The 11,082-nt window shown below is 69.8% G+C and carries 9 protein-coding genes and 2 pseudogenes; 5 read left to right on the forward strand and 6 right to left on the reverse strand.

The features are described from left to right. Positions 1–256: 256 nt before the first annotated feature. A complete protein-coding gene (locus ACFXGX_RS41835; RefSeq protein WP_384803298.1) occupies positions 257–964 on the forward strand; it encodes a LuxR C-terminal-related transcriptional regulator in 708 nt (235 codons plus the stop codon). Positions 965–1,024: 60 nt separating this feature from the next. On the opposite strand, the gene ACFXGX_RS41840 is transcribed toward ACFXGX_RS41835, so the two are convergent. The 3 genes and pseudogenes from ACFXGX_RS41840 to ACFXGX_RS41850 all read right to left on the reverse strand — a co-directional run. Next, a complete protein-coding gene (locus tag ACFXGX_RS41840) occupies positions 1,025–1,921 on the reverse strand; it encodes an NAD(P)-dependent oxidoreductase (RefSeq protein WP_384803301.1) in 897 nt (298 codons plus the stop codon). Between the two features lie 4 nt (positions 1,922–1,925). Then, positions 1,926–2,123 (reverse strand): DUF397 domain-containing protein, encoded by a 198-nt coding sequence (locus ACFXGX_RS41845; protein ID WP_384803304.1) that lies wholly within the window; start codon positions 2,121–2,123, stop codon positions 1,926–1,928. Between the two features lie 8 nt (positions 2,124–2,131). Further along, positions 2,132–2,608: pseudogene (locus ACFXGX_RS41850) on the reverse strand (DUF5753 domain-containing protein); the annotation flags it as partial. Positions 2,609–2,717: 109 nt separating this feature from the next. On the opposite strand from ACFXGX_RS41850, the pseudogene ACFXGX_RS41855 reads away from it, so the two are divergent. Then, positions 2,718–3,927, forward strand: a pseudogene (locus tag ACFXGX_RS41855) (RNA-guided endonuclease InsQ/TnpB family protein). Positions 3,928–4,078: 151 nt separating this feature from the next. Here the strand turns inward: ACFXGX_RS41855 and ACFXGX_RS41860 are convergent. The 3 genes from ACFXGX_RS41860 to ACFXGX_RS41870 all read right to left on the reverse strand — a co-directional run bounded on the left by ACFXGX_RS41860 (position 4,079) and on the right by ACFXGX_RS41870 (position 7,618). Next, positions 4,079–5,374, reverse strand: coding sequence for a M48 family metallopeptidase (locus tag ACFXGX_RS41860; protein ID WP_384803307.1), 1,296 nt, complete (start codon positions 5,372–5,374; stop codon positions 4,079–4,081). Positions 5,375–5,548: 174 nt separating this feature from the next. Then, positions 5,549–5,866 (reverse strand): hypothetical protein, encoded by a 318-nt coding sequence (locus ACFXGX_RS41865; protein WP_384803310.1) that lies wholly within the window; start codon positions 5,864–5,866, stop codon positions 5,549–5,551. Positions 5,867–5,917: 51 nt separating this feature from the next. Further along, entirely contained in the window at positions 5,918–7,618 is a 1,701-nt protein-coding gene (locus tag ACFXGX_RS41870; RefSeq protein WP_384803313.1) for a sodium:solute symporter family protein, read from the reverse strand. 179 nt (positions 7,619–7,797) lie between these two features. On the opposite strand from ACFXGX_RS41870, the gene galT reads away from it, so the two are divergent. From galT to galK, 3 genes are read left to right on the forward strand one after another with little or no spacing between them, the layout of a single operon-like run. Further along, a complete protein-coding gene (gene galT, locus ACFXGX_RS41875; protein ID WP_384803315.1) occupies positions 7,798–8,886 on the forward strand; it encodes a galactose-1-phosphate uridylyltransferase in 1,089 nt (362 codons plus the stop codon). Beyond that, positions 8,883–9,848 (forward strand): UDP-glucose 4-epimerase GalE, encoded by a 966-nt coding sequence (gene galE, locus ACFXGX_RS41880; RefSeq protein WP_384803318.1) that lies wholly within the window; start codon positions 8,883–8,885, stop codon positions 9,846–9,848. The genes galT and galE overlap by 4 nt, the downstream gene beginning before the upstream one ends. A gap of 21 nt (positions 9,849–9,869) precedes the next feature. Then, entirely contained in the window at positions 9,870–11,021 is a 1,152-nt protein-coding gene (galK, locus tag ACFXGX_RS41885; RefSeq protein ID WP_384803321.1) for a galactokinase, read from the forward strand. Positions 11,022–11,082: the final 61 nt, after the last annotated feature.

Here is an 11,082-nt window from a genome sequence, read left to right on the forward strand (position 1 = left end):
GGTCGCGACCGGGTGTGGTCGTGTGGTCGCGGCCCCCCGCGTGTCGGGGGGGCGGCCGCTCTCGGTGGGGGGCGGGCCGCACGCGTACCCCGCATCACTTCCTATTGGTTGGGATTTCGATATTCCGGGGCACTTCTCTCCAGTAGGGGAAGCGCAACGTCGAACAAGCGTGTAGCTTCCGGGGGATGGAGAGCCGGGGGGCTCCTAATCCACGGGGAACCAGTGGGGATGCTCGGGGGGACTGGGGGGTTGCCTGATGGGAGTCCGGCTCATGGTGGTCGACGACCACCGACTGCTCGCCGAGGCGTTGGCCTCGGCTCTGAAGCTGCGCGGGCACCGGGTGCTCGCCGCGGCGGCGCCCGCCGCGGGGGCGGCGGAGCTGGTGATCACACGGGCACCCGAGGTGTGCCTGATCGGTACGGCGACACCCGCCGAGCCGGGGATCTTCGACCCGGTGGTGCGGATCAAGCGGGAGCGTCCGCAGGTGGCCGTCCTGGTGCTCGGACCGGTGCCGAACCCGCGCGGGATCGCCGCCGCGTTCGCCGCCGGCGCCTCGGGCTATGTACGCCATGACGAGCGCATCGAGGGTGTCGAGCGCGCGATCATGAAGGCGAGGGCGGGCGAGGCGGCCGTGGCCCCGCAACTGCTCCAGGGTGCCTTCAGCGAACTGCTCAATCCCGCCGCCCAGCCCGACGACGAGGGCCAGCGGCTGCTCCAGATGCTCACACCCCGCGAGGTGGAGGTCCTGGTGCGGGTCGCCGACGGCGAGGACACCCGGCTCATCGCGGCCGGAATGGGCATCGCCCCGTCCACGGCCCGCACCCACGTCCAGCGGGTCCTGATGAAACTGGGCGTGGGCTCCCGCCTGGAGGCGGCGGCGCTCGCGGCCCGCACCGGCCTGCTGGACCGCGCGGGCCCGATCCCGGCCCAGAGCACCCACGGCCCCGCGGACACCGTCCGCTGAGACGTACGGGCTCCACGGGCTCCACGGGTACGGGCTCCACGGGTCTGCCGGTCGACGGTGCTACGAGGAGGGGGGCTTCCCCTCCTCGAAGCTCGCGAAGTACGCGGCGGCCATGTCCTCGTCCCCGTGACCGAGGGCGCCGGCGCGGCCGAAGCGTTCGGCGGCGGCCTCGGCCACATCGAGGCGCACGCCGTGCCGCTGCCCCGCCCGCACGATCAGGCGGGCGTCCTTCTCCGCGGTGCTGACGGCGAAGCTGGCCGGGGACAGCCGGTCCTCCAGGACGAGGTCGGCCTTGGCACGCAGGTAGCCCATGTCGAGCGGTCCGCCCGAGATGAGGCCGAAGAAGTCCTCCGGGTCCACGCCGAGGCCCTTGGCCAGGGCGAGCACCTCGCCGGTCGCGGCCGTGGCGGCGAGGACCCAGCTGTTGGCGACGAGCTTGAGCCGGGTGGCACTGCCCGCCGCGCCGTCCTCGCCGGTCCACACCGTACGGGCGCCGACGGCGTCGAAGACGGGCGTCACGGTGTCGCGGGCCGCGCTCGGGCCTGCGGCGAGCACGGTGAGCTGCCCGGCCTCGGCGGGTGCGCGCGTCCCGAGGACGGGCGCGTCGAAGAAGGGGAGCCCGTGGGCGTCGGCGAACTCGGCGAGCTCGCCGAGGGCTTCGGTCCCGGCGGTCGTGGACTGCACCCAGACGGCCCCCGCGCGCAGCCCGGGTGCGGCCTGGCGCATGACGTCGAGGGCGGCCGGGCCGTCGTGGAGGATGGTCAGGACGACGTCGGCGCCCCGCACGGCCTCTTCCGGGGTGTCCGCGACGTGCGCGCCGTCGGCGGCCAGCGGTTCGGCCTTGTCCCGGGTGCGGTTCCAGACCCGCACACCGTGCCCGGCCCGCACGAGATTCCGGGCCATGGCGGCCCCCATGATGCCGGTGCCGAGAACACTGACAGTGAGTTTTTCGGTCATGGGGTCAGCCTTCCCCGTCGATCCCGTTCTTTATGTGGTTCAGGAGGTGGACAAGGGCGCCCGGGGCGGTCGAGAGACGGGCTTCTGGGGTGTCGCTCTCACGGAGGTGAGCGGTGCCGGGGGTGGTGGCCAGTTCCAGGCAGTTGTTGCCGTCGCCGCTTCCAGAGAAGGACGACTTCTGCCAGTTGTCGGGGGTGGTCACGGCAGGCCTCACAGTTCCTTCGCCAACTGGTGGATGAAGTCACGCGAACGGGTGGGTTCGAGCGACACAGCCTCCACCATATGGAAGAGCGTTCGAAAGGTGCCCAGTTGTGCCTCGGAGTCGATGAACACCGCGCCGTGAGGTGCGTCGCGTACCGCTGTGTCCAGCTTGGGCACGGCACCGCCCACGTACATCATCGCGTTCGTGGCTCCGGCGAAGCCGTCGAGTTCGAAGGGGATGACGCGCACGGTGATGTGGTCCGCTTCGGAGACCTCCAGAATGGCCGCCAGTTGACGGTGAGCCGTTGTCCGGTCGCCGACTCTGATGCGCAGGGCCGCTTCATGGATCACGGCCGTGTAGGGGACGCGAGTGGGGTCCGCGATGACCGTCTTGCGCTCCATTCGATGGCGGACGCGCAACTCAAGCTCGTTGTCCGGCAGTCGGGGGACCCGGTACGAGAAGACGGCGCGCGCCGGGGGTGAAGTGAATCGTGCGGTGGCGTTCCGGCGGAGCCGGACTCTGCCCGGTGACGGTGAAGGATCGCTTGTGTGTTCCCGGTGACGTCACGGGTTCGACGTGCGTAGTGTGATCGCCATGCAGCTCCGGTACAGCTTCCGTCTGTACCCGGACGCCGGTCAGCAGACCGCGTTGGTGCGCGCGGGTCGTGTTCAACGACGCGGTCCGCGTCCGCGAGGACGCCCTCAGGGCCGGGCTGGCGTTCCCGGCGGCGGGCGAGCTGTCCCGGAAACTGATCACCGAGGCGAAGCGGACGAAGGAGCGTTGCTGGCTGGGCGAGGTGTCTGCGGTGGTGCTCCAGCAGGCTCTGCGGGACGCCGAGGCCGCCTACCGTAACTTCTTCGCCTCCCTCAAGGGCACCCGCAAGGGCCCCAGGCTGGGTGCGCCCCGCTTCAAGTCCCGCAAGGACAACCGGCAGTCGATCCGGTTCACCGCCAACGCCTGCTGGAAGATCACCGGCGGCGGTCGGCTGAACCTGCCGAAGATCGGCGCGGTGAAGGTGAAATGGTCCCGCACCCTGCCCGCCACCCCCACCTCCGTCACCGTGATCAAGGATGCGGCCGGCAGGTACTTCGCTTCCTTCGTCATCGATACCGACCCCACTCAAGATGCGACCCGGATGCCCGACTCCGACCAGACGACCGGCATCGATCTCGGCCTGACCCACTTCGCCGTGCTGTCCGACGGCACGAAGATCGACTCCCCGCGGTTCCTGCGCCGGGCGGAGAAGAAGCTGAAGAAGACCCAGCAGGACCTGTCCCGCAAACAGAAGGGATCAAAGAACCGGACCAAGGCCCGCCTCAAGGTCGCCCGCGCCCACGCCAAGGTCGCCGACGCACGCCGCGAATTCCACCACCAACTCTCCACCCGACTGATCCGCGACAACCAAGCGATCGGCGTGGAGGACCTGGCGGTGGCGGGGCTGGCGCGCACCCGGCTGGCCAGGTCCGTGCATGACGCGGGCTGGGCACAGTTCATCGGCATGCTGGAGTACAAAGCAGAGCGGTACGGCCGCACCCTGGTCAGGATCGGCCGGTTCGAACCAACCTCCCAGGTCTGCTCCACCTGTGGGGTCAAGGACGGACCCAAACCCCTCAATGTCCGGGAATGGACCTGCACCGCCTGCGGCACCCTCCACGACCGGGACCACAACGCGGCACTCAACATTAAACAGGCCGCCGGACTGGCGGTATCGGCCTGCGGAGCGCCGGTAGGACCAGAACCCGTTCTGGCACGGCGCGAAGAAACAGGAAGCCACGGATTCCCGACCGGAAACCGTGCCGCGTAGCGGCACAGCGACCAGTCAAGGAAGGCCGGAATCCTCGCTCTTCAGGGCAAGGAGCATGTCAATCCCTGCACATCCCCCACGACACCCGTGCCATCACCATCTGCCGCCGAACCGGCCGACCTGTTCACCCCTGAACGGCACTAGTGCCTGGTCAGTAGCCGTCCCGGATGATTTGGCGGGCCACCCTTGCGCGCGCGGCGGCCAGTTCACCGGCGATCCGGTGCTCCCTTTCGGTGTCGGTCGTGACGGCCGGGGGCGCGGGCTCGCCGATCAGCAGGCAGGCGTGGCGCAGATGGGTCGGCGGGTGGGAGTCGTCGACGCTGTGGCCTCTCAGGACACCGGCCCGGCGCTGACGGTCGCGCTCGTGTTCCGGCACGGACGCCAGGTCCGCGGCGAGACGCTCCCACAGCCCGTCCGTCAGGTCGGCGGACGCCCCTGTGCGGCGCGGGCCGCTCAGGGCGGCGAGGTTGACCTCGCGGCGCAGCGTCACGGCGGCCGAGTCCGCGATCAGCAGATGGTCCATGAGTTCCAGCGCGGCCTCGGTGGAACCGGCGCGGGCGGCGACGCGGTCGGCGAGGTATTCGGCCCGCTGAGTGGCGCGCAGGGTCAGTTGGTCGAGGAGCGTCAGGATTCCGCGGACGAGCAGTCGGGGCAGGACGTAGAGCACGTTGAGCAGGAGCATGAGCGCGCCGGTGTCGTCGAGCGGCTCGTGGTCGACCGGTTCGAAGTAGTAGTGCCAGGTGATCAGCGAACGGAAGGCGGCTGCGACGACCCGACCGTGACGGGTGTCCCCGTTGACGTAGTGGCCCATTTCGTGGCCCAGCAGCGCGATCCGCTGCTGCGGTGTGAGGGCTTCCCACAGGGGCAGCCCCAGCGTGAGGAGCCGGCGGCCCCGCACGCCGTAGCTCGCGACACTCGCGTTGATGCGGTTGTCGACGGCGATCGCGTCGACCCCGCGGGTGCCGGCCACGCGGGCGATCTCGTCGACGAGCGCGAAGAGTTCGGGCGCGTCGGCGCGGCGCAGGACGGGTGTGTCCTTCGGTAGCCCGTCGAACCGGGGCCGCAGCGACCACGCCAGTGCGAGGAGGAAGATGCCCGGGATCATGCCCCAGCCGCCCCATCCCGTGACGAGGAACCAGACGTCACCCGCGGTCACGGCCAGGGTCAGGGCGTGGACGACCAGCGAGAGCGCCACGGCGAGGATCGAGGAGGTGTCCCGGTGGGCACTCAGGTTCCCGCCGGCGCTCAGCTCCGCCAGCAGTCGCTCACCGTGCCGCCGCGCCTGGGCGCGCCGGGCTCTGGCGAGCCGTCCCCGCTTCTCCTCCGCCCGCTCCGGATCGACGTTCCAGTCGCAGGCGGCGCACCACGTGGTGAACCGGGCGTCCGTACGGATCTCGGTCCCGCACTCGGGGCATGGCTGAACCGTTTCCGCTGCAGCGGTGTGCATCGCTGACTCTCCCCTGCCCCACGGCCCCTCCCCAGAGGCCGTCTTGTACACGTCAGCGAAGTTGATCACAGAGTGAAGACGAGGTAAAGAGCCTGGTGAAGGTGCGCGCCATGGGGCAGGGCCGGGGCTCCCTGGGAACCCCGGCGCCGGACGCCGGCGGTCGGGCGTCGGGAGTCAGGCCGTCGGCGGAGCCTGATCCTCGGCCGGAGTCTCCGGCACCGTGGGCGGCAAGGGCCGCAGCCACAGCCAGGTCAGGAAGAACAGGCCCAGGGCGAGCATGCCGAGGCCTGTCCAGAGGTTGATGTTGATGTCGCCGGCCTTGGCGAGGTCGGCGTCGGAGGCCGTGATGCCGGCGATGGTGACGATGATCCCGTAGATCACGAACAGGCCGCCGATGATGCGGCGGATGTCGAACAGGCGGGCGGCGGTCACGGACTTCTTCTCAAGGTCCGAGACCTGACGCTGCGCGTCGCTTTCCGAATAGTCGGACATGGTTTGTCTATTCTCCCTCGTCGGGACGGGCCTGGACTCGTCGGAACGAGGTCAGAACGAGAACGGGATGTAGCAGGCGGCGGCCAGGATCATCGCGCCCCAGCCCAGCAGGGCGGGCTTGCGGTACCAGGCGTCGTCACCGGCGGCGGGCGGCTCGGCCATGCCGGGGGACACCGTGCCGTAGACCAGGCCCTCCAACTCCCGCGCGGGCTTGGGGGCGGTGAAGAGCGAGACCCCGACCATCACCACGCCACCGGCCACGAAGGCGACGATCGCGGAGACGAAGTTGGCGCCCTGGTCGGAGGGGAAGCCGATGATGCCCTGCTTGTAGAGGACGAAGTAGTTCACCATCGCGGCCGTCGTGCCGGCCAGCAGGCCCCAGAAGCCCGACTTCACCGACGCCCGCTTCCAGAACATGCCGACGATGAAGACCGCGAACATCGGCACGTTGAAGAAGGAGAAGAGCGTCTGGAGGTAGCTCATGATGTTGGAGAAGGACGAGGCCAGGAAGGCCGTGCCGATCGACGCCAGGACGCCGATCACCGTGATCAGCCGGCCGAAGCGCACGTAGTAGGAGTCCTCGCGGCCCTTCACCACGTACTTCGCCCAGATGTCGGTCGTGAAGACCGTGTTGAAGGACGAGACGTTGGCCGCCATGCCCGCCATGAACGCCGCCAGCAGACCGGTCACCGCGATGCCGAGGACACCGTTCGGCAGCAACTCCTGCATCAGATAGGGGATCGCGTCGTTGTACTGGAGATCCGAGCCGGGGGTGCCGATCTTCGGGACCAGGACGGCCGCCACCAGCCCCGGGATCATCACCAGGAACACGATGAAGATCTTCGGGTAGGCCGCGATCAGCGGGGTGCGCCGGGCCGCCGAGAGATTCTTGGCCGACAGCGCGCGCTGCACCTCGGCGAAGTTCGTCGTCCAGTAGCCGAAGGACAGTACGAAGCCGAGGCCGAGCACGATGGTCAGCCAGTTGGCGCCCAGCGGGTTGGCGCTGCCGATGCCCGTACCGCCCCAGGCCGTCGTGAAGTCGGCGCCGTGGGTCTTGTCGAGGGAGTCGGTCAGACCGTCCCAGCCGCCCACCCGGTGCAGGCCGAGCACGGCGATCGGGATCAGGGCCGCCAGGATCACGAAGAACTGGAGCACCTCGTTGTAGATCGCGGAGGACAGACCGCCGAGCGTGATGTACGCCAGGACGAAGAACCCGGCGACCACGATCGCCACCCACTGCGGCCAGCCGAGCAGCGCCTCGACCACGATCGCGAGCGAGTAGAGGTTGACGCCGGCGATGAGGACGGCGGCGAAGGCGAACAGGACCGAACTCAGCAGGTGCGCCCACTTGTCGAAGCGCAGGAGCAGGAACTCGGGGACCGAGCGGACCTTGGAGCCGTAGTAGAACGGCATCATCACCAGGCCCAGGAAGACCATCGCCGGGATGGCGCCGATCCAGTACCAGTGCACGGTGTAGACGCCGTACTGCGCGCTGTTGGCGGCCATGCCGAGGATCTCGGTGGCGCCCAGGTTGGCCGAGATGAACGCCAGGCCGGTGATCCAGGCCGGCAGTGAGCGCCCGGACAGGAAGAAGTCGAGGCTCGTCCGCACCGAGCGGCGGGCCGCGAATCCGATGCCCAGGACGACCACGAAGTAGATGCCGAGGATTGTGTAGTCGAGTGCGTTCGTGGGGAGACGCAGCTCGGCGGCGAGCAGGGTGCCCGGTTGGGGCGGATGTGTGGGGGACTGCATCAGAACTCGCTTCGTCGCGTGAACCAGTCGGAGCGGGACGCATGCCTCCGCATTCAGGAAATACGCCCTTCCGATGGTGTCCTTTGTTTGATTGTGACGTTGACTGTCGTGGTGGCTTGTGGTTTGTTGTGTTGGGTTATGTTTGAAGGTTTGATCGGGTGTTGATGGGGAGTCCGACTGTGAAGAAGACCTCGACCCGGCTCGCCGACGGTCGTGAGCTCATCTACTACGACGCGGGCGACGACCAGGTGCGCGACGCGGTGGACCGGCGCCCGCTCGACCCGACCGTCACCACCTCGGAAGTGCGCCGCGACCCGCTGCTCGGCGACTCGGTCGCGATCGCCTCGCACCGCCAGGGGCGCATCTACCACCCCCCGGCCGACGAGTGCCCGCTGTGCCCGTCCTCAGGCGACCGGCTGAGCGAGATCCCCGACTCCTCGTACGACGTCGTCGTGTTCGAGAACCGGTTCCCCTCGCTGGCCGGCGACTCCGGCCGCTGTGAGGTCGTCTGCTTCACCTCCGACCACGACGCGTCCTTCGCGGACCTGACGGAGGCGCAGGCCGCCCTCGTCCTGGAGGCATGGACGGACCGCACCGCCGAACTCTCCCATCTGCCCTCCGTCCAGCAGGTCTTCTGCTTCGAGAACCGCGGCGCCGAGATCGGCGTGACGCTCGGTCACCCGCACGGGCAGATCTACGGCTACCCCTTCACCACCCCCCGTACCGCACTGATGCTGCGCTCCCTCGCCGCGCACAAGGAGGCGACCGGCGGGGAGAATCTGTTCGACGACGTCCTCGCACGTGAAGTCGCGGACGGGTCCCGGATCGTCCTGTCGAGCGACCACTGGGTCGCCTTCGTCCCGTACGCCGCCCACTGGCCGTACGAGGTCCACCTCTACCCGCGCCGCCGTGTGCCCGACCTGCTCGGCCTCGACGAGGACGCGCGCACAGAATTCCCCCAGGTCTATCTGGAACTCTTGAGACGCTTCGACCGGATCTTCGACGCGGGGGACGGTGGCGAGGAAGGGGCCGGAGAGCCGCCGACGCCGTACATCGCGGCGTGGCACCAGGCTCCCTTCGGCCCGCTGGAGGAGTTCGAAGGCGTCAATCGGGACGACTTCGCGCTCCACCTCGAGCTTTTCACCATTCGCCGCACTTCCGGCAAGCTGAAGTTCCTCGCGGGTTCCGAGTCCGGCATGAACGTGTTCATCAACGACGTGCCGCCGGAATCCGCGGCTCAGCGACTGCGAGAGGTAGCGAGTACATGAGTGGGAAGTACCTGGTCACGGGCGGAGCCGGTTATGTGGGCAGCGTGGTCGCGCGCCACCTGATCGAGGCGGGCCACGAGGTCACCGTCCTCGACAACCTCTCGACGGGCTTCCGCGAGGGCGTGCCCGCCGGTGCCGCCTTCGTCGAGGGAGACATCCGCGACGCCGCCAAGTGGCTGGACCCCTCGTACGACGCCGTCCTGCACTTCGCCGCGTTCTCGCAGGTCGGCGAGTCTGTGGTGAAGCCGGAGAAGTACTGGGACAACAACGTCGGCGGCACCATGGCCCTGCTCGCCGCGATGCGCGACGCGGGAGTGCGCACGCTGGTCTTCTCCTCCACCGCAGCGACCTACGGCGAGCCCGAGACCACCCCGATCGTGGAGTCCGCGCCGACCCGGCCCACCAACCCCTACGGTGCCTCCAAGCTCGCCGTCGACCACATGATCACCGGCGAGGCCGCGGCGCACGGACTCGGCGCCGTCTCGCTGCGCTACTTCAACGTGGCCGGCGCCTACGGCGAGAGCGGCGAGCGGCACGACCCCGAGTCGCACCTCATCCCGCTGGTCCTCCAGGTCGCGCAGGGCCGCCGCGACGCGATCTCCGTCTTCGGCGACGACTACCCGACGCCGGACGGCACCTGCGTCCGCGACTACATCCACGTCGCGGACCTCGCCGAGGCGCACCTGCTGGCGCTTTCGGCCGCGACCCCCGGCGAGCACCTGATCTGCAACCTCGGCAACGGCAACGGCTTCTCCGTCCGCGAGGTCATCGAGACGGTGCGCCGGGTGACCGGACACCCGATCCCCGAGGTCGTGGCACCGCGCCGCGGCGGGGACCCGGCGGTCCTGGTCGCCTCGGCCGAGACCGCCCGGGAGCGGCTCGGCTGGAACCCGTCCCGCGCGGATCTCGCGGGGATCGTCGCGGACGCGTGGGAGTTCGCACAGAACACAGCGAAGGGATAGCGGGTGGAGCGGGTGGAGCAGGTGGGGGTACGTGGGGTACGTGAGGGCTTCGAGGAGTTGTACGGCGCCGCGCCCGAGGGCGTCTGGGCGGCGCCCGGCCGGGTCAACCTGATCGGCGAGTACACGGACTTCAACGAGGGGTTCGTGATGCCGCTCGCGCTGCCGCACACGGCGGTCGCGGCGGTGTCCCGCCGGTCCGACGGGGTGCTGCGGCTGCACTCGGCGGACATCGACGGCCCCGTCGTCGAACTGCGCGTCGACGAACTGACGCCCCGGTCGGACACCGGCTGGGCCGCCTATCCGGCGGGTGTGGTGTGGGCGCTGCGCCAGGCGGGACACGCCGTCGGCGGCGCGGACATCCATCTGGCCTCCACGGTACCCACCGGCGCCGGGCTGTCCTCCTCGGCGGCCCTGGAGGTCGTCACCGCCCTCGCCCTCGACGAGCTGTACGGGCTCGGGCTCACCCGGCCCGAGCTGGCACGGCTCGCCCAGCGCGCCGAGAACGACTTCGTCGGCGTGCCCTGCGGGGTCATGGACCAGACGGCGTCGGCGTGCTGCACCGAGGGCCACGCCCTGCACCTCGACTGCCGCGACCTCTCCATCCGCCAGATCCCCTTCGACCTCGCCTCCCAGGGCCTCGAACTCCTCGTCGTCGACACCCGGGTGAAGCACGCGCTCGGCGACGGGGCGTACGCCGAGCGGCGTGCGGGCTGTGAGGAGGGGGCCCGGCAGCTCGGGGTGTCCCATCTGCGCGATGTCCCCTACGAGGAGCTCGACGCGGCGCTCGCCCGTCTCTCCGACGAACGCGTCCGCCGCTACGTCCGCCATGTCGTCTCCGACGACCACCGGGTGGACCGGGTCGTCTCCCTGCTGGACGCGGGGGACGTCCGGGCGATCGGTCCCGTCCTGACGGACGGTCATGCCTCGCTGCGGGACGATCTGCGGATCTCGTGTGCCGAGCTGGATCTCGCGGTCTCCGCGGCGAACTCCGCGGGGGCCCTCGGGGCGCGGATGACGGGGGGTGGGTTCGGGGGGTCCGCCGTCGTGCTGGTGGAGTCCGCCGACATCGACGGTGTCACCAAGGCCGTGGTGGAGGCCTTTGCCGAGGCGGGCCATACCGCTCCGCGGGTGTTCCCGGCCGTTCCTTCGGCGGGGGCCCGGCGGATCGGCTGACCCCCGGGTTTGTTTCGCCCCCTCCGCCCCTACCCGTCTCCGGGGGCGCTGCCCCCGGACC

The sequence above is a fragment of the Streptomyces sp. NPDC059371 genome (genome assembly GCF_042751995.1).
Taxonomy (GTDB): domain Bacteria; phylum Actinomycetota; class Actinomycetes; order Streptomycetales; family Streptomycetaceae; genus Streptomyces.

Bases quoted from the DNA above. Each gene is read 5' to 3' on its own strand.
- ACFXGX_RS41835 (WP_384803298.1), top strand. From the start codon at position 257: ATGGGAGTCCGGCTCATGGTGGTCGACGACCACCGACTGCTCGCCGAG.
- ACFXGX_RS41840 (WP_384803301.1), bottom strand. From the start codon at position 1,921: ATGACCGAAAAACTCACTGTCAGTGTTCTCGGCACCGGCATCATGGGG.
- ACFXGX_RS41860 (WP_384803307.1), bottom strand. From the start codon at position 5,374: ATGCACACCGCTGCAGCGGAAACGGTTCAGCCATGCCCCGAGTGCGGG.
- ACFXGX_RS41865 (WP_384803310.1), bottom strand. From the start codon at position 5,866: ATGTCCGACTATTCGGAAAGCGACGCGCAGCGTCAGGTCTCGGACCTT.
- ACFXGX_RS41870 (WP_384803313.1), bottom strand. From the start codon at position 7,618: ATGCAGTCCCCCACACATCCGCCCCAACCGGGCACCCTGCTCGCCGCC.
- galE (WP_384803318.1), top strand. From the start codon at position 8,883: ATGAGTGGGAAGTACCTGGTCACGGGCGGAGCCGGTTATGTGGGCAGC.